Consider the following 19,375-nt stretch of genomic DNA (forward strand, 5'->3'; position numbering starts at 1 on the left):
CCCGCTGCTGTTTCTTTTATAACGCTTCCACCTGTTCAAGCCAAAGCGTGGCACAGGCATCCGAGGGCATGCGCAGATCGCCTCTGGGAGATACGGCGACGCTTCCTACTTTTGGCCCGTCCGGCAGGCAGGAACGTTTGAACTGCTGCTGGAAGAAACGGCGGTAGAAATTTTTCAGCCATTTCAGAATGACAGCATCCTCATATTGTCCGGCAAAAGACTGTTTTGCAAGGCGGTATATCTTGGAAGGCTCAAAGCCGCAGCGCAGCATATAGTACAGGAAGAAATCATGAAGCTCATAGGGGCCGACCAGATCCTCCGTTTTCTGGCTGATCTGCCCGTCCACAGGGGGAAGCAGTTCGGGACTGACCGGCGTATCCAGCACATCCAGCAAGACCTCCCTCAGTTCTTCATTGTCGCAGGTATCCGCGTAGTATTTTACCAGATGGCGCACCAGGGTCTTGGGGACGCCGCCGTTCACGCCGTACATGGACATATGATCCCCGTTGTAGGTGGCCCAGCCCAGCGCCAGCTCCGACATGTCTCCGGTACCGATCACCAGCCCGCCCACCTTATTGGCAATATCCATGAGCACCTGGGTACGCTCTCTTGCCTGGCTGTTTTCATAGGTCACATCATGATTGCCGCTGTCCTGGCCGATATCCTTAAAGTGCAGGCTTACGGCCTCGCGGATATTCACCTCGGACAACGTGGTTCCCAGCGTGCGGGCCAGTTTGCAGGCATTGTCATAGGTTCTGTCCGTGGTGCCGAAGCAGGGCATTGTTACGGAATGGATATTTTCCCGGGGAAGGCCCAGCATATCAAAGGCCCGGACCGTCACCAGCAGCGCCAGCGTGGAATCCAGCCCCCCGGAAATCCCCACCACCGCGGTTTTAGCTCCGGTATGCTCATATCTTTTTTTCAGGCCGAAGGACTGAATGGATAAAATCTCATTGCATCTGTGATTTCTTCTGGCTTCATCGGAGGGAACAAAGGGCAGGGGATCGAATGTCCTGGTAAGGCAGGTCTCCTCTTTTTCCATATGAACAGGAATCACCAGATACCCTTTTGAATCCTGTACAAAGGTATTCATGCGCCGCCGCTCATGGCGCAGCCTATGAATGTCGATTTCCCCGTAAATGGATTCATTTTCAAAACGTCTGGCCTGAGCCAGAATGGTTCCGTTTTCCGCTATCATATTATGGCCGTTAAATACCAGATCCTGTGTGGACTCACCTTCGCCTGCGCTGGAATACACATAACCGCAGATCAGCCTGGCGCTGGTGGACTTCACCAGATCAGCCCGGTAGCTGTCCTTCCCCACCGTTTCATTGGAAGCGGAAAGATTGACAATCACCGTGGCCCCCGCAACCGCATGAGCCGTGGACGGCGTATCCGGAGCCCATATATCCTCGCAGATCTCACAGCCTACCTGCAGCCCTTCGATTGCATCACACCGAAACAGAATATGCGTTCCGAAAGAGATTTCCTCCCCGTCAAACAATATGGTTTCCGCTTCTTTCCTGCCGGCCGCAAAATGTCTGACTTCATAAAATTCCCCGTAATTGGGGATGGTAGCCTTGGGAACAAAGGCCAGTATTTTCCCGTCATGAAGCACTGCCGCCGTATTATAAAGCTTTCCTTCCATCTCCAGAGGAAGCCCCACAAATATAAGGGCGTCCTTTCCCCTGGTATGGGCTGCAATATCCTTCAGCGCTTCCTTTGCTCCCTCTAAGAGGGTTTCCTGAAGGAACAGATCCCCGCAGGTATATCCGGTTATGCACAGCTCCGGGAATACAATGATTTTTGCTCCCTGCTCCGCCGCCTCGTCCATATTCTTTTTTATCTGCCCTGCGTTATATCCGGTATCCGCAACCCTGATGCCCGGAGTCAGTGCCGCCGCTTTCACAAATCCATGTTTCATGCTTTTCTTTCTCCTGTCAGTCTTTCCCTCTGCCGCGGATATTTCACTTCCTGCACTTTTCCACGATTTCCTCCAGCTCCTGTACGGAAAACTGGTATCCCTTATTGCAGAAATGGCATTTTACCTCAATAGGCTCACCATCCGCTATCATCTTATCTATCTCTTCCCGGCCGATGCTGATCAGCGCCTTTTCCACCCGCTCTTTGCTGCAGCTGCAGGAAAATTCCACCTCACAGGTATCCCGGAACTGTATATCCATTCCTTCCAGTACAAGCCCCAGCAGCTCTTCCGGCGTCAATCCTTCATCCAGCATTGAGGTTACGGAACGTATTTTCCCCAGATTCTGCTCCAGCCTGCTTATGGTTTCCTCTTCTGCAAAAGGCATGAGCTGCACAATAAAACCGCCGGCCTGACGTACCGTATTATCCCTTTCCATCAGGACTCCCAGTCCAACGGAGGAAGGCACCTGTTCGGAGGTTGCAAAATAATAGGTCAGATCCTCCGCTATTTCTCCGGTCTGCAGAACAGTCTGGCCCACATAGGGATCCTTCAGTCCCGAATCCTGGATCACCCGCAGAATTCCGGAGCCCACGGCTCCTCCCACATCCAGTTTCCCCTGACTGTTGGCAGGCAGGATTACCTGCGGTTCGTTGGCATATCCCTTCACATGGCCCTTGCTGTCAGCCGTCACTGTCATGCCTCCCATGGGACCGTCGCCGGTCACCTGCAGGGTCAGAAGATCCTCTTCCCCCTTCAGCATGCTTCCCATCATGGAGCCTGCCGTAAGAAGCCGTCCCAGAGCCGCTGTCACCACCGGACTGGTATCATGCTTCTGCCTTGCCGTTTCCACCATCTGCCTTGTTGTGGCGGCAAAAGCCCTTATCTGGGCATCGGCCGCCGTCGCTCTTACCAAATAATCCTTCATCCTGTTCCTCCATGGCTAAATCCCGTCCGGGCTCCGGTCACATACCTTTCCCTGTTCTCTGGCTACGCAGAAAATACGCTCGCTGGTATCCGTCACCTCATTCAGAGTATCCGCATCCAGCGCCTCCATAAACACCAGCCCGCTCTTTTCCAAAAGCCGCTTTATCTGCTCCAGAGTATATCCACGCTGATAATGGGTTTCCGTAAACTTCCGGAAAAGCTCCTCTTCTTCTTGCTCTTTCACAAACACAGTCAGATCATATTCATTGATCTGCCCTTCTTCTTCATAGAAGTTTTCCCATATAAAACTGCAGTTATCCCTGTTTTCCGCGATTGTGGCATCCCCTATGACGGTTTCATACTTATAAACCGTATTAAAATCAAAAAGAAAGAGGCCTCCCGGATCCAGATAGTTGTTCACCAACCGGAAGGTATCCTCTATTTCCTCTTCCTCAAGAAGGTAATTCAGGCTGTCACAGACACACACCACGGCCCGCACGGTCCCGTAAAGCTCAAACTCACGCATATCCTGCTGCAGATACAGAATCTGCCTTCCGGAACGCGCCCTCTTTTCCATGGCAACATTCAGCATTTCCCCGGAATAATCCACGCCGATCATATCATAGCCCTTTTCCGAGAGAAGCTCCGTCATATTTCCTGTCCCGCAGCCCAAATCCAGCAGAATACCATCCGTTATTCCCTCCTTTTCCAGCCTGCTGACAAGAAGCCCGCCCCATTTATCATAGGGCGTGTTATCCATGAAAACATCGTACACATATGCGAAATCCGTATAAGCCTCCACTTATCCACCTCCCGGCTCAGCACTCTAGCCCACAATACTTCCCAGCAGCCCATAGCTTACAAAAGAAACAATAATAGTAGCCAGGATAATACCCAGAAGCTCCGCCAGCACCGCCTTCTTGAAATCAACTTCCAGCAGAGCTGCTATAAGAGAACCCGTCCACGCGCCTGTTCCCGGCAGAGGGATTCCCACAAAAAGCACCAGTCCCCAGAACTCATACTTCTTTATACTGTCACTCTTCTTCATTGCCCTGTTTTCCAGCTTGCCGATTATTTTTTCAAAGAACGGCACCTTCTTCAGCAGCTGGAAAATCTTCTTAATAAAAAGAAGAATAAATGGTATCGGGATAATATTACCGATGATACAGATAGGAATCGCCTTCAGAATCGGCACTCCCAGAGACCACGCCACAAGCAGGCCGCCCCTCAGCTCCAGAATGGGAATCATGGATATAATGAAAATAACCACTTCCTTAGAAACATACTGCCCCAGAGTAGAAGCAAACCATAATGCTATTGAATCCATACTAATAATTATCCTCCGTATTTTAACTGTTTATATGTATCTTTTTAAAAAGGCAAGAAGCTTATCCATCTCTTCATCCGTACCTATAGTGATACGAAGATAGTTGTCAATTCTTGGTTTGTTGAAATGACGGACATAGATTCCTTCCTGTTTTAACGCTTCAAAAAGCTCCGATGCCGGAATGCTTTTGTGGGATGCGAAGATAAAGTTGCTGCTGGAATCAGGGAAAACAAAGCCCAGAGCCGACAATTCTTTTTTTACCCGTTCCCTTGTATTTATGATCTTTCCCACGGTTTCCTTAAAGTACCCGTCATCCAGAATGCTGGCGGCGCCCCAGGCGATGGAAGGGGCGTTCATGGTATAGGAATTGAAGGAAAATTTGACATCCTTCAAATAACGGATCAGCTTACTGCTTCCCGCGGCAAAACCGATACGGATGCCGGCCATGGCTCTGGATTTGGAAAACGTCTGCACTACAAGGAGATTTTCATATTTATCCACAAGCTCCAGGGCGCTCCTGCCGCCGAAATCCACATATGCCTCATCGATAATCACAACAGAATCCTGATTGGAGGCCACGATTTCCTCTATGGTATCCAGTTCCTCGTAAAGCCCTGTCGGCGCATTGGGATTGGGGATTACAATTCCGCCGTTTTCTGATAAATAATCTTCTTTTTTCAGGCGGAAATCTTCATCCAGAGCGGGGCAGCGGTATGGGATCTGAAAAAGCTCCGCCCATACATCATAAAAGGAATAGGTAATATCAGGAAAAAGCACAGGCCTGTCTGAATTAAAAAAAGTCAGAAAACACATAGCCAGCACATCATCCGAGCCCACTCCCACAAATATCTGATCTTCCTTTACACCGTAATAATCCGCAAGGCTCTTTACCAGAAGCGATGCATCCGGATCCGGATACAGCCGAAGCTCATCCGTCTGGAACTCCGCTGCTTTTCGTTTCACCAGAGGTGACGGCGGATAAGGACATTCATTGGTATTCAGCTTTATTATTCCCTTCTGTTTTGGCTGTTCCCCGGGAATATAGGGAACTACTCTACGTACCTTTTCTTCCCAGCCCATTCTATGTACCTCTTTTCCAAAACCGGCCGGGGCACAAAGGCCCGGGCAGTCTGATTATCATGGCCGCCTGCAGATCCTGCCGGCGGCCGGGTTTTAACTTTTCTATTATAGTATGAAAATGCGGCAATAGCAATAATTACCTGTTAAGTGTTGACTTCCGCATGGTTATACGCCACGAAAGGCCGGTTCCCACATTATAAGCTCTTGCAAAATTACCCTGATTAATCGCTACGGCCATGAAATCCAGACTGTTTACATACACAAGCGCCTCACCGATAAATGCGTCCGCAAAGGAATGGGCATATATCAGGGACGTACGGTAAACGGTATGCCCTCTTTTTTCTATAATAACCTCTATCCTGTCTCCATGGGCCACACCCATCTGCAGGAATAATTTCCGGGGTATATTCGTCCAAAGGCTGCCGAAACGGACATCCAGCACATCAATGGTACCGGATACCTCATTTTCCTGCAGGCGGGCAGGCTCGAAAGAAATTTCCACCACACTGTCCACCGGCACCTCCGGCCCCACTCCTTCAAAATCAATGATTCCGGAAGCCAGCCTGGCCCCTGTGTAGGCATAAATATCCCGTCCATGGAAGGTATAGCTTTCCCCGGAGCCCGGAAGACGGTTCACCGTTTCATCGATCACCCTGGCCTCTGTAATACCGCACAGCTTCTTGATGTGGGTGAGTGTCCCGTTGTCCGGCGTCACCACATACTGGCCGCCCTCTGTCCTCGCCACAATGCTTCTTCTGGTGGAACCTACTCCCGGATCCACAACGGATACAAAAACCGCACCCTCCGGCCAATAGCTCACAGTCTGGATCAGACGGTAGGAAGCCTCCCAAATGTCATACTGAGGAATTTCATGCGTCAGATCGGAAATCTTCAGATCACTGCATACGGAATATGCCACTCCATACATGGCGCTTACGGCTCCGTCAGCCCTCCCGAAATCCGATTGAAAAATAAGTGGATTCATATGATTATTCTCTCTCCTTTCAGCCCAGGTCTTTTCTTGATGGTAACAGATTCTTCCGGCGGTGTCCATGTTATTTTACTTTCTCCGCCGGACTGGAATAACTCTCCGGCCCATCTCACATACCGGATTTTCCGGGAAGGAAAACCGGCAGGAAAAAAGCAAGCCTGAAACGGCCTGCTTTTTGCTATATCTGTCGATTTTCTGTTATGGAATTATGGAAACTGTTACGGCAGCCCCCGGCAGGCCTTCCGCTTCCACGCATACGGTACAGGTATCCCCGTTTTTCGTTTCATCCGACTGGATAATTACGTAAGCACGTCCGTGGAATGCATAAATACAGCTTCCCCTCAGGCTTTCCATCCCTTCCGGATTACCATTGTCAACTGCCGCCGCATAGCCCGGTCCCTGAACGGTAAATGTAAGCTTTGTATCGGCCTGTACACACAGATTTCCGTGTTCATCCAGAATCTCCGCTTCTATTTGGGCGATATCCAGCCCATCCCCTTTCATTTCGCTGCGGTAACAATTCAGCTTCACCGCCGCCGGCTCCCCGGCTGTTCTCACGGTATGACGCACGGCTTCCCTGCCGTCCATATAGCCCACCAGTTCAATATATCCCGGTATATAAGGCACATCCCAGCTCAGGAACAAATCATCGGTATTCACCGGCACCGGCGTTTTGTCAAAATGACCGTACCTCTCCGTCATACCATAGGAAGGATAGGCATATGCCTTTCTTCCATAGGATTTACCGTTTAAAAAGAGCTCCGCACTCTCACAGCTGGTATAGCCCAGCACCGGAATAATGGTCCCCTCTTCCACCTCCGGATTCCAGTGGGGAAGCAGATGCGCCATGGGTTCCGGCCGTTTCCAGATACTCTGATAAAAGTAATAGCTGTCCTTTTCAAAGCCGCAGGTATCCAATACGCCTGCGGAGGAAGAGCGTGCGGGCCAGTGGGCTTCTCCCAGATAATCCACCCCTGTCCACATAAAATCTCCTGCCACATAATCATGAGTCATGGTAAAATGCAGCAGCTTACCTATTTTCACCGGCGCGCTGTAGTATGGCATTTTCCACCAGCCGGCTTTCTCCTTCATATCCAACAGGTATTCCCCTCTTACCCCTCCGAGGCTCCCGTTTTCCGTACCGATCACACACCAGTCAGCATGGGCGCGTTTGTCATCATCATAGAGAGTTTCCGCCCTGGTCCGCCATCTGTCGACATAATTATAGCCAACCACATCCAGTTCGTTCAGGAATTCCTCCGCTGCCGCCCGCGGCTCCGCACAGATTTGGTCATTTGCCTGAGTAACCAAACGTTCCGGATCCAGTTCTCTGCATATACTCTTCAGATGTCTTGCCGTCAGATACCCCTCCGGTACCGTCTGATCCGGCACCTCATTACCGATACTCCATATAATAATAGAAGGATGATTCCTGTCGCGCAGGAGCATCAAACGCATATCTTCCTCGTGACAGCTGTCAAACCATTCCGAATATCCCCTGCTTTCATGGGTGTTGCTTCCCAGCTCCTTGCCCTTCATGATGCGCCATTCGTCAAAGGCCTCATCCATGACCATCAGGCCCATCCGGTCACACAGATCCAGCAGGGCCGGATCCGGCGGGTTATGTGACATACGCACGGCATTCACTCCCATAGCCTTCAGCTTTTCCAGCCTTCTCTCCCATATCTGCGGGTGGACAGCGGCCCCCGCACAGCCGCCGTCATGATGAACGCATACGCCGTTCAGCTTCACTCTGACTCCGTTGAGAAGGAAGCCCTGAGAGCTGTCAAATCTCACATTTCGAAAGCCTGTAACGGTACATACCTCATCCAGTAGGAGTCCGCCCTTATATATTTTGGTGACTGCCTTATACAGCGCCGGATTCTCCGTATCCCAAAGCACGGGAGACTTCAATAGAAAATCCTGGCAGAAAAGCAGTTCTTCTCTTACGCCTGCCGCGATCTGTTGGCTCTGCGCGGTTCTTTCCTGCATACACAGACTGCCGTCCGGTGCATAGATGCCGGTTTCCACTGTTATTTCACCATTTTCTTCCGAAGCCGTACCTTCGCATGAAGCACGGTTCCTGTGATTCACACATACCCGTGTTTCCATATGTATCTGCGCCTGTTTCCCGGACACCTCAGGCTGGCGGATCCATACCCCGTAAGGGGCAACATGGATATCCTTCATCCCGCAGATCCATACATTTCTTGTAATTCCCGAACCGGAATACCATCGGGAATTAGGCTGGGCCGAATTGTCCACCTTCACATCCACCACATTCTCACTGCCGTCAGTCTTAAGCAAATCCGTGATGTCCCACTCAAACGGCGTGTATCCATACACATGGCGGCCCAGGCTCTGTCCGTTCAGCCACACCTGCGCCAGCATATACGCTCCTTCAAAATGAAGGACCGCTCTTCCGTCCTTTACCGCGTCAGGATTTACCCGGAAAATTTTCTTATACCAGCCGGTTCCCGTCCTTACATAGCCCCCTGAACCGCACGACCGGGCAGCTTCATCAAAAGGATATTCCAGGCTCCAGTCATGGGGAAGCTTCACCGGTCTGTAGCCGGCGGTATCCTTATCCCCCGGTGTCTTTTCTTCCTCCCCGAGATAAAAAAACCAGTTTAAATTAAATGTTTCCTTCTGCCTTACATCCTTCCCTGTTAAATACATGTTCTCCTCCTCTATACCGGATACATTTTCCCGGTAGATTTACGCAGCAGAATTTCATATCCAAGATTCGTTTTGGCATTATAGGCCTCCCCGCGCAGACTGTTTATCAGCTGCCTTCCCACCACATTTCCCACCTGTCTTGCGGAGACGCTGATCGCTGTTACCGCAGGGGAAAAGCAATTCAGATTCGCACTGTTATACAGGGATGCGATGGAAATATCCCTTGGGATCCGGTACCCTTCCGCCTGAAGTGCGGACATGACCTTTGTACAGATCACATCATCCCCGCATATGATACATTCCACTTTTCCTGCAAACATATCGCTGATAATGCTGTTGAGCAATTCCGTATTATCGAAGTCAGAATAGCACAGCTGATGCGCTCTGGACAGCCCGTATTTATCCAGGGCATCATAACAGCCCTGACAGCGTTTCTGGTTCACACGGAAAGACATTTCCCCGAAAAGCATTGCGAATCTGCGGTAGCCCTGACCTATCAGCAGGGAAACCAGACTGTTTGAAGCGGCTTTGTTATCAATATCAACCTGGATGATCTCCTCATAATCGCAGGTTCCGGACAGGCCCGCAGGAAAATGGATTTCCGTAAGATACTGCAGAAGCCTGTCATGCTCCAAATCGCGCAGGAGAACGATGCCGTCCACCTGCTTTTTTTCGACTAACCTCTGGACATTGGAGATATCATTGGGTGTGCCTATCGTAATCAGCACATTGTACCGGAGCATGGTCGCCATTTCGCTGATCCCAAGAAGACATTCCTGAAAGAACGGGACATTTGTGGAATAGGCATCCATGGGAATAACCACCGCTATATTTTCCGTTCTGACAGGATCTTCTTTCTGTTTTTTTTCCTGCCATATTCCCTGTTCACGGGCATAGGCCTGTATTTTCTGTCTGGTAGCCTCTCCAATCCTTCCTTTTCCCGACAATGCGCGGGAAACCGTACTCTTGGAGACTCCCAGTTCTTTCGCTATATTATCAAGAGTAATTTTCCCGTTCCTCCAATCATTGATAAAAGCCGGCCCGATGGCCGGCTTGTTCCTGCGGCAGCAATCTGTCCGGCAGCCGCCGCAGGCTTAAAAATCACATCCGTATATTTTCTCCTGAGAGAAAACCGGAACCACTATCCCACTGCGCCGCTTATTTACTGACGGGTTGCCAGCCAGGCATCATACTGTGTATAGAACTCGTCATAAATACTCTGCAGGCCTGCATCATAGCATTTCGTAATCATCTCATCCCGTGTGGTTTCCACATCATCCACCAGGCCCAGCTCCAGCATGGGGACATAATCGGTCAGTACTGCGGTTACTGCTGATACGTAGGATTTCACATTCGTATCATCAAATACAAAGGTGATGGTAGGGTTCATCTCCACCCGTTCTTTCCAGGCATCGGTAATCTTTTTCTCACGCTCCGGCACGCCGGCTTCTGTGAGATCGCCGTTCTTGATGGCCCAGGAAGCAGAAATGGCGCTTGCCGCAAATTCGGTCGCCTTATCCAGCTCCGTATACTGTCCCTTATCATCAATGCTGTAATGCTCTCCTTCGATGCCGAGAATCAGCAGTCTGTTCAGATAGGTGTCAAATTTAATCATATCCAGAACCATAGCTGCGCGCTCCGGATTTTTGGAACCTGCCGTAATGGCCATATCATTATTGGAATATGCCTCCGCACTCACCAGATGATCGGTAGTGAGATCATAAGCCATACATTCCACGCCTTCTGTTTTTTCCGCCTGCTCCATGTAGGTAAATACGGAAGCATTCCATGCGATGGATGCACCCTGAAGATTGCCGAACGCATCGTCATCCGTTACCGTATTGGTCAGCGCACTGCGGCTCCAGCAGCCCGCATCAGCCATTTCCTTCATGTCCTTGGCGTAAGCGAGGAAGGAATCAAATTCATAAGCCAGCTTGATATCTTCTTTGGCGGGAATATCCCCTTTATATTCATACATCATATCCATATAGCTGCTGTCCAGCGCCAGGAAGGTATCTGTCTGCTGACGGTATACATCCCACAGCTCATTGTTGTCTCCGGATGCCGCCAAGGCATAGATACCGCTTTCAGGTGTTTCCTTTTCCGCAATTGTGAGCATATATTTTTTGTAATCCTCCCAGGTCTTCAGCTCACTCATTCCGTATTTTTCCATCAAATCCTGTCTTACCGCCACGATCTTTCCCATGGGTGAAGCAACATTGGAAGGAACTGCAATCGTCCTGCCGGAAATAGTGGTTTCATCCCAACTCTCAGCCGCCTGGTATTTTCTTGTCAGAGGCATATAATTGGTTATGAAATCGTCCGTCAGCTCATAGAAGGAACCTTTTGCCGCTTCGTTGTACATATAGCACCAGGGTGCGGTAAAAATCAGATCCACCTGCTCGCCGCCCGCCAGCACCAGGGAATACATCGTCTGATAATCGCTCCAGCTCATGAAGGTTACAGCAAGCTGTGTATTATAAGGCTTGAGGTATTCATTGACAAGGCTCAGCACCTTATCCCAGTCGTTGGGAACGTCACCTATCAGATACATATTAACCGTATAATCCTTGCTTAAATCAGTGGATGCATAAAATTCCGGTGACGCGGTGATTGTCCCCTCCCCCACTGCTGCCGGCAGACTGTCCAATGCGGCAGCCGCAGTCTCTTCGCCTCCTGCAGCCGACGATTCCGCTGCCGGCGCCGCTGCGGAAGAATTGTCTGTGGATGCGGCGGAGGAACCTCCGCATCCTGCAAGCATAGTGACCAGCATGCAAACAATCAGGGTAAGTGACAATAATTTTTTCTTTTTCATAGCTTTTTCTCCTTCTTATTTATAGTTTTGTGGTGCAGACATCCCGGGAGGTATCGGGCCGTTTCCGGATACCTCAGCCCTTGACTGCCCCAATCGTAAGGCCTTTAACAAAATAACGCTGCACAAACGGATACAGAAGAACGATGGGCCCGGTTGCAATAACCGTCATGGCCATTTTCATACTTTCCAATGGTACGGAAGGGAGCGCCATACCCGATTTTTCCGCCACAATTCTCATGGCTTCCGCACTTCCCAGCATCCGCTGCAGATAATACTGCAGGGTAAACATATTTTCATTGGTTATGTACAGCATGCAGTTATACCAGTCATTCCAGTAGGCCAGCGCCGAAAACAGACTCAGAGTTGCCAGCAGCGGCTTGCTCAGCGGAAGAATCAAACGGATGAATATCACCAGATCATTGGCTCCGTCCATCTTGGCCGATTCACTGATGGCACTGGGTATCCCCGCCATAAAGGACTTGGCAATGATCATGTTCCATACGGAAAACATAAGCGGAAGCAGAACTCCCAGATAGGAATTCTTAAAATTCAAATAACGCACACACAGCATATACCAGGGCACCAGACCGCCGCTGAATAAGGTAGTGAAGAAAAAGAAGAAGGACAATTGGTTGCGCCACGGAAAGTCCTTGCGCGAAAGCACATATCCCGTCATGGTGGCAATAAATACGGAAATCAATGTACCTGCCATGGTAACCCCAATCGTAGTTCCGTATGCCTTCAATATGGAAAGAGGATTTTTCAGACAGAGCAGATAACTCTGTATACTGAAATCCGTTGGTATCAGGGGATATCCGTTCCGGATCAGCGAAGCTTCCGATGTAAAAGAGGCTACAATGATCAGATAAAAAGGAATTACACACAGCAGGCCGAATATTCCGATTAACAGGTATCCCACAATATTGATGGCAAGCGCGTCCCTGCTCATCGTTCTGCCGTGATGTATTTTTTTGTTTGCCATAGCTTTTCACTCCCTCCGTCAATACAAGGCATAGTCCGGCTCCACTTTTTTGACCAGCTTATTGCATATCGTGATTGTCACGAAGCAGAGCACCGACTGATACAGACCGGCTGCTGCGGATACCCCGATGTCGCTGTTATTAATCAACAGACGGAATACATAGGTATCTATGACATCCGTCACGGGCTGGAGCAGGGCGCTGCTCTTTACCGTCTGATAGAACAGACCGAAATCTCCCCGGAATATATTGCCGATCCCCATAAGAACCAGAATCATCATTGTAGGAATCAGAGACGGAATCGTAATGTATCTGATTTTCTGCCATGCATTGGCTCCGTCAATCGCCGAGGCCTCGAACATTTCCTGATCCAGTCCTGTGATTGCCGCCAGATAAACCACGGAACCATACCCCGTCTGTTTCCAGATTTTCAGGAAAATCAGAACGAACGGCCATGCGGCGGGTGTATTGTACAAATCAAAGGAATTGGCGCCGAGCATATTCAGCACGTGATTAAACACGCCTCGCTCGTAATTGAAAATATTGTACATAATCGCCCCCGCGACCACCCAACTGATAAAGTAGGGCAGAAACATGAAGGACTGCGCTATCTTTTTAAACCATTTGCCGAACAGCTCGTTCAGCAATATTGCGCTGCCCATTTCAAAAATAACGCCCAGTACAAGAAATGCAATATTGTACAGCAAAGTGTTCCGCGTCACCTGCCCCAGCTTTCCGGCGACAAGCAGCGCTTTAAAATTATCGAGCCCCGTCCACGGTGAACCGTAAATACCGCCGGCATACTGATAATTTTTAAATGCCAGCACGATCCCCGTCATAGGCACATATGAAAATATGATGACATACAAAAGTGCCGGCGCCAGCATCAGCAACAACATCCAGTGCTTTTTTGCGGTTTTAAAAAAAGACGGTTTGTACCGCATCGGTTCTGCTACCTTCTTCATTATCTTTGCTCCTTTCATCTTACCCGGATTGAAACGCCCTGTCTTCTGCAGCTGTCGAGAGCGCTGAACCAAATATACATTTTACCCAATCCGTTTCTTTCGAGCCTCCATATTTTGTTGTATTTGCTGTATTTTTAAGTATATTTAATGATATCATTGTAATTTATGACAATCAATTCGCAATAAAAACAAAGATTCTTTATCCACACAGTATATAGTCCCTAAATTTTTCCGTATTTTTTGCGCAATCTTGCGCAACTCATCATGCGCAAATGTGTGCAACGAATCAGAGGGGTTTTCTTTCACTGAATAAAAGGACATAAAAAAAAGAAGCCTGTCCACTCCCCAGGCTTCTTTTTTGTTAATATATATATTCTGTAATTTTTTATCCCTGCTGCAGACTGTCAAGCGCCTTCTGTCTTGCTTCAATCACCCTGTCACACCAGGAATCGAATTCCGGATCCTCCCGCTGAAGTTCCGGATGGGCAAGAACATTCTGCACCGTTTCACGCAGCCCCTGTTCCATTGATTTCACCGGGGCAAAGCCGGGTACCAGCCTCTTCAGCTTGGAGATATCAAAAACAACGGAATTGGATTTATCCCCGGTCAGGGAACCGGTAAAATCATATTTTCCGCCGCCGGCCGCAGCAAGAAAATCTGTGGAAATATGCACGGCATTCAGTTTCACTCCAAGAGCGTTCGCAACCACTTCATAAATCTGGTTCCAGGTCATGCTTTCCGGCGACATGATGTGCACCGCCTGCCCCAATGCATGAGGATTGCCCAGCAGACCGATGAATCCCGGTGCGAAATCACTGTTATGGGTCATGGTCCACAGGGAGGTCCCGTCACCATGGATGATAACAGGCTTACCTTCCAGCATTCTTTTAAGCACCTGCCAGCTGCCATTTTCTCCATGCACGCCGAGCGGCACGGAACGTTCGTCAAAGGTATGGCTTGGCCTTACAATAGTGATGGGGAAGCTTTCCTCTCTGTAAAGCTTCATCAGATAATCCTCCCCCTCTGTCTTATCCCTTGAATACTGCCAATAGGGGTTACACAGCGGCGTGCTTTCCGTAATCAGATAATCCGTTGCCGGCTTCTGATAAGCTGACGCGGAGCTGATATAAATAAACTGCCTGGTTCTGCCGCCAAACAAACGGTAATCTCTCTCCAGCTGTTCCTTCCGGAATGCGATAAAATCTGCCACCGCATCAAACTGCATACCCTCCAGCAGTTTTGCCGCCTCTTCTTCATTATTAATATCCACAAGTATTTCCTTTGGACGGTTCCATTCTCCCGTACCGGGCAGCTGTACGGCCAGCCCCGCATTCCGGTTCCCTCTGTTAATAAGATACAGTTCATGTCCCTGCTCCAGAAGCTTTCTGGAAATTGCCATACTGATAGTTCCGGTTCCTCCGATAAATAATACCTTCATTTTTCCTCCATTCCGCCCTTTCCGGGGCTCTGCTTTATTCTACATAATTGTTAATCCGATTCAGCTTTCGAATAAATTACTGATATACTCAGCTCTGGCTGATAAGAATCTCCGCCACCTGCAAATCTGTTCTTGCAGGATCTTCATCAATCAAATCTGCCACTTCTTTCACATATACCATATCCAGTTCCAGAGCTTTCGCTATGTCTGATATATTATGACCTTTTTTCCTTTTTTTACGTATAATTGCAACAAGTTCAGCCTTTCCTTCGGCTCTGCCTTCTGCTTTTCCATCATTAAACAACATGGTCCCCAGCTTTGTCATCGCTAACATCTCCTTCACTCTGTTCAATTCCTTCTCACTCAGGAATTTATCTGCCAATGTGTAAAGTACGGCATACATCTTTTCCAGTTCCATTTCCGTTACCGCATCACCGGACTTTTTCAGGATTCCAAAGCTTTTAATAATCCTGTCTCCGATTTCCATACTGCCTGACATCAGCGGCGTTAGAAGTAAAGGCACTAGTTCCGCCTTTTCCAACGGAATTCCCTGCTTTTGTTTTTCCTCAAGCCCGGATAACAGCTGATCTGCATCATCGTCTTTCAAACGGATAATCTTCACATGATAGACATTGATTCCTTCAGCCAGTGCCGCCTTCAGCCGCTTTACCTTTGAGGAACAAATTACATAAGTAATCACCGCCACATGAAATGTCCGGCTGGTAGCAGCCTCATATTCCCGGAAGCGTCTCAAATCATCGTCCGTAACGGCATCGCTCTCGAATTCCAGATGAATCCAGCTTCCTTCTTCCGAGACATAATTAAAATCCTGATACATCTGCCTCGTCTCAAGCTTCACACTTTCAGTGGGTGCAATGTACTTCACCTCTCCGGGGATTCCCAGCAGAGGGAGCAGTTCTTTACCGAAATACTGCGCCGCCGTTTTCAGTGCCAGATCCTCATGGTGAATCTCAGTTACTTCAGTCTGTTTCTCTTTCTGTTTTTCTTTCTCCACACAGCCTCCTGTTCCGTAAGGCATGTGTAAATTTCCATCCTCCACATAATTATATCTGAAAATCCGACACCGGACAACTGTCTCTTACTCTTTTCATTTCTTAGTTTCGCTTTTTTATTTTTTCCTGTAATTTTGAAATTATTGTCCGATTCGGACAGAAATATTGATTTGTTTTATATTTTGACCTTCATTGACACTGTCAGGGCCAAACATATCTTTCGTTTGATGCGGGCTTGTCTTTGATTCTCCGCCCGCAGGAATAAACTTTTTTGCGGATGACAGATTTTTACACATACATCAGCCGCCGGTGTTTTTTATGATAGCATACCATTTCTATATAGTCAAATATCCGTGGACAAAACAGGAAAAAAGTATAATAAGTAAAATAACGTTTATTCACTTCCCGGGACTGAATATTCCATACAGCTGCATATTTCATCACATATTTTTCTCACGGTTTCCGCCCTTCTGCCAAGAATGCGCACCACCAGGTCCCCGGCGGCCGTTCTGGTCACACCGCACTGTACTTCCTGAGCATTTTCTGCCTCTTCTGCCAGACTGCGTATTTCCCTCTCTTTTTCTTTCACCGCCTGCATATGAATCAGCATTCCTGCCATATGGGTATACCCTTCAAACAGCCCCAGTTCCTCCATCGGCCAGGACGCAGGTCGGAAGCGGTTATTTTCTCTGTAGATCAATTTCCCTTTGCAGGAGACCTCTGACAGGGAATGAAAAAAGCGGTAGGCAAAACGTTCTCCGCAGGCGGCACGGCCGCAGGAAAGCAGCTCCTCATAGATCAGTTCACTGCTCTCATCCTCCAGTTCAATCGCTGTCCTGCTTTCAAATGCGGAGCCTCCAAAGGGAATTACCGGAAGAGGCCTGTAACGCAGGACGGAATTGCCGGCAATCCGGATTATCGTATTACGGTACGCGCAGCCGTTGTTCATTTTATGTATTTTTTCATAGGACTGAGATGTCACGGCAAGCCGTGCCCCTCTCTCTGTTTCAATGCGGATCCACTGGCTGTCGCCTTCCATAATTCCCGGAGAAGCGCACATGATCATCACCTCTTTGCCTCCATCCTTACGTGGAAATGAAGTCATGATCTTAAAGGGCGCGGTAAAGCCAAGCTCACGAAGGAAGGTTTCTTCGCCATCCCATCCTGCGGTCAGCCTCAGTTCCGATTTTCTGCCAAATGCATTTTCCGTCCCTTTTTCCATTCCATTCTCCGCCATTCTCTCAGACATTCTCTTCAAACAATACGCTCTTTTTTATCCATTCCACAACACGATCCACTCCCGAATCTCCTCTGATATTTGTAAAAAGGAAGGGCCGGTTTCCACGCATTCTGCGGGAATCCCTGTCCATGATCTCAAGGCTTGCCCCTACCATTTCCGCCAGATCGATTTTATTGATAATGAGCAGGTCCGAACGGGTAATGCCCGGGCCTCCTTTTCTGGGAATCTTATCGCCTTCCGCCACATCAATAACAAAAATAGTGGCATCGGCAAGTTCGGGGCTGAAGGTGGCGGACAGGTTATCCCCGCCGCTTTCAATAAAAACAATCTGAATGTCGGGAAACTGTTCCAGCAGCTCATCCACTGCCTCCAGATTCATGGATGCATCCTCCCGTATGGCTGTATGGGGGCAGCCTCCCGTTTCCACACCTATTATCCGTTCCTTCGGCATAATACTGTTTTTACACAGGAACTCCGCATCCTCCTTGGTATATATGTCATTGGTGATAACCCCAATGCTGTAATCACCTGCCATTTTTCTGGTCAGGCTTTCTATCAGGGCCGTTTTCCCGGAACCTACCGGACCTGCCACTCCTATTTTTACATATGACATCGCTCTGCTTCCCTTCTTTTTCTCATCTTATATTCCATTACCAATACAGCATTACTGTGATATTATGCAGCATTATACCAGCCAAAGGCATAAATGCCCTATGACATAAATAAACGGGAGTACAGACCTTCATGCTGCATACACCTGACTTCAAATCCCGGGGTACAGGCCCCGTAATCCTCCAATGTCAGCTGTTTTACCTGTTCCGTCACTGCAGGCCAGATTTCCCTGCATGCAAACAAAAGCTTTTGTCCGGCTGTCTGGCTTAAGGGAATTGTCTTCACACAGTTGGTCACCATGGCCGAGGTCAGGGAATACAGATAATGCTCCAGCATCCTGTCCTCATCTATGCCTGCCGCGGCGCAGAATACCCCATAGGCAGCCGCATGGGTTTTGCTGCCTTCCGCCTTTGCGTACCTTGCAAATATTTTTTTGTCCATGGGAACCGGCAGCATTCCTGCGGTTTTAATAAAACGGGAACCCATCTTTTCCCCGGCTCTTCTTACCTCCTCCGGTGAACGGGAAGCAGCGGCAAGCTCCTCCAATACAAGAAGCTCCTGCAAAGCATTCTCACTGTCCTGCGCCGCTGCCTCATAAGCCAAACGCGCCAGCAGCAGTTCGTTAAAGCAAACGCTGAAACGAAGATTGTTCCGAATATACTCTGCAGCGCTCTCTTCGTCCGATACCAGTTCCTTCTGGATGTATGTTTCCAGCCCATAAGAATGAGAATAGCCGCCGATGGGAAACAGCGCATCATTTATCTGTAAAAGCAAAAATTGTTTTTCCTGTTCCGTCATCCCTGTCCTTTCCGGCTTTCCTTCCGCTTTCGGTTCTCACGTTCCATTTTCCGTCCGGATAAGTCAAATCCCTGCGGGAATCAATGGGTATGGCTGCTGACCGTGGAAGAGATACTTTTATCAAAATTAAACTTTACCAGCTTTTTACAGGCCGTAACTCCGTGAAGCTTGTTCAGCAGCTGAAGAGTCGGTTCATTATATGGCGTGACGAACTGCATTTCCGTCTCTCCCCACAGCAGCGCCGCATGTTTATTTCCCAGCTCATAGCAAACCTTTGCCACCATATCCGGATGGGCGGCATCCACATCAATTACAATGGCCTCACAGGGAGGTATTGTAACCGCGATCACCCAATTGTCATCCTGCCAGAGTATGTCTCCTTCACGAAGGCCTCTGGTAAGGATATCCGTATCCAGCCGGATTCCGATTTCCAGTCCCGAACCCGTCGTTTTCTGATGAAGCCTTTTATACGCTTCATGCCATTCTATTTCCACATAATCCGCCTGACAGTCCGCAAAGGCGGGATCCGCCATGCTACCAAGTATCTTTTCACACAGAATCATTGTTACCTCCTGCCTGAGGCTTCCCA

At 48.9% G+C, this 19,375-nt stretch carries 17 protein-coding genes; all 17 read right to left on the reverse strand.

From position 1 onward, the window contains the following. Positions 1-16: 16 nt before the first annotated feature. Entirely contained in the window at positions 17-1,924 is a 1,908-nt protein-coding gene (locus BLA28_RS01480) for an NAD(+) synthase (RefSeq protein WP_069155754.1), read from the reverse strand. Between the two features lie 43 nt (positions 1,925-1,967). Continuing rightward, complete coding sequence (gene hslO / locus BLA28_RS01485) at positions 1,968-2,849, reverse strand: Hsp33 family molecular chaperone HslO (RefSeq protein ID WP_009254485.1); 882 nt, start codon at positions 2,847-2,849, stop codon at positions 1,968-1,970. Positions 2,850-2,864: 15 nt separating this feature from the next. After that, on the reverse strand, positions 2,865-3,650 hold the full coding sequence (locus BLA28_RS01490) for a class I SAM-dependent DNA methyltransferase (RefSeq protein WP_069155755.1): 786 nt from the start codon (positions 3,648-3,650) through the stop codon (positions 2,865-2,867). A gap of 24 nt (positions 3,651-3,674) precedes the next feature. Next, a complete protein-coding gene (locus BLA28_RS01495) occupies positions 3,675-4,175 on the reverse strand; it encodes a COG2426 family protein (protein ID WP_069155756.1) in 501 nt (166 codons plus the stop codon). A 30-nt stretch (positions 4,176-4,205) separates the two neighbouring features. Then, on the reverse strand, positions 4,206-5,255 hold the full coding sequence (gene hisC, locus BLA28_RS01500) for a histidinol-phosphate transaminase (RefSeq protein WP_069155757.1): 1,050 nt from the start codon (positions 5,253-5,255) through the stop codon (positions 4,206-4,208). 136 nt (positions 5,256-5,391) lie between these two features. After that, the gene (locus tag BLA28_RS01505; RefSeq protein WP_069155758.1) at positions 5,392-6,240 is read right to left on the reverse strand and encodes an SAM hydrolase/SAM-dependent halogenase family protein; all 849 of its coding nucleotides are present in this window, start codon (positions 6,238-6,240) and stop codon (positions 5,392-5,394) included. A gap of 204 nt (positions 6,241-6,444) precedes the next feature. Further along, the gene (locus BLA28_RS01510; RefSeq protein WP_069155759.1) at positions 6,445-8,925 is read right to left on the reverse strand and encodes a glycoside hydrolase family 2 TIM barrel-domain containing protein; all 2,481 of its coding nucleotides are present in this window, start codon (positions 8,923-8,925) and stop codon (positions 6,445-6,447) included. 11 nt (positions 8,926-8,936) lie between these two features. Beyond that, positions 8,937-9,971, reverse strand: a complete 1,035-nt coding sequence (locus tag BLA28_RS01515) for a LacI family DNA-binding transcriptional regulator (RefSeq protein ID WP_330388759.1) — start codon at positions 9,969-9,971, stop codon at positions 8,937-8,939. Positions 9,972-10,087: 116 nt separating this feature from the next. Beyond that, complete coding sequence (locus BLA28_RS01520) at positions 10,088-11,740, reverse strand: ABC transporter substrate-binding protein (protein WP_069155760.1); 1,653 nt, start codon at positions 11,738-11,740, stop codon at positions 10,088-10,090. 73 nt (positions 11,741-11,813) lie between these two features. Continuing rightward, a complete protein-coding gene (locus BLA28_RS01525) occupies positions 11,814-12,722 on the reverse strand; it encodes a carbohydrate ABC transporter permease (protein WP_009254494.1) in 909 nt (302 codons plus the stop codon). Positions 12,723-12,740: 18 nt separating this feature from the next. Then, the gene (locus tag BLA28_RS01530) at positions 12,741-13,685 is read right to left on the reverse strand and encodes an ABC transporter permease (RefSeq protein WP_009254495.1); all 945 of its coding nucleotides are present in this window, start codon (positions 13,683-13,685) and stop codon (positions 12,741-12,743) included. A 385-nt stretch (positions 13,686-14,070) separates the two neighbouring features. After that, complete coding sequence (locus BLA28_RS01540) at positions 14,071-15,123, reverse strand: NAD-dependent epimerase/dehydratase family protein (protein WP_069155762.1); 1,053 nt, start codon at positions 15,121-15,123, stop codon at positions 14,071-14,073. Between the two features lie 88 nt (positions 15,124-15,211). Continuing rightward, entirely contained in the window at positions 15,212-16,138 is a 927-nt protein-coding gene (locus tag BLA28_RS01545; RefSeq protein ID WP_069156563.1) for a hypothetical protein, read from the reverse strand. A 392-nt stretch (positions 16,139-16,530) separates the two neighbouring features. After that, a complete protein-coding gene (locus BLA28_RS01550) occupies positions 16,531-17,385 on the reverse strand; it encodes an urease accessory protein UreD (RefSeq protein WP_081329798.1) in 855 nt (284 codons plus the stop codon). Continuing rightward, positions 17,378-17,989 carry an urease accessory protein UreG gene (gene ureG, locus BLA28_RS01555; RefSeq protein ID WP_069155763.1) on the reverse strand — a complete coding sequence of 204 codons (612 nt, stop codon included), beginning with the start codon at positions 17,987-17,989 and terminating at the stop codon, positions 17,378-17,380. Before ureG ends, BLA28_RS01550 begins: the two co-directional genes overlap by 8 nt. 98 nt (positions 17,990-18,087) lie before the next feature. After that, on the reverse strand, positions 18,088-18,786 hold the full coding sequence (locus BLA28_RS01560) for an urease accessory protein UreF (RefSeq protein WP_069155764.1): 699 nt from the start codon (positions 18,784-18,786) through the stop codon (positions 18,088-18,090). A gap of 80 nt (positions 18,787-18,866) precedes the next feature. Further along, positions 18,867-19,349 (reverse strand): urease accessory protein UreE, encoded by a 483-nt coding sequence (locus BLA28_RS01565; protein WP_009254503.1) that lies wholly within the window; start codon positions 19,347-19,349, stop codon positions 18,867-18,869. Positions 19,350-19,375 lie beyond the last annotated feature (26 nt).

This window comes from Eisenbergiella tayi (assembly GCF_001881565.1).
GTDB classification, from domain to species: domain Bacteria; phylum Bacillota; class Clostridia; order Lachnospirales; family Lachnospiraceae; genus Eisenbergiella; species Eisenbergiella tayi.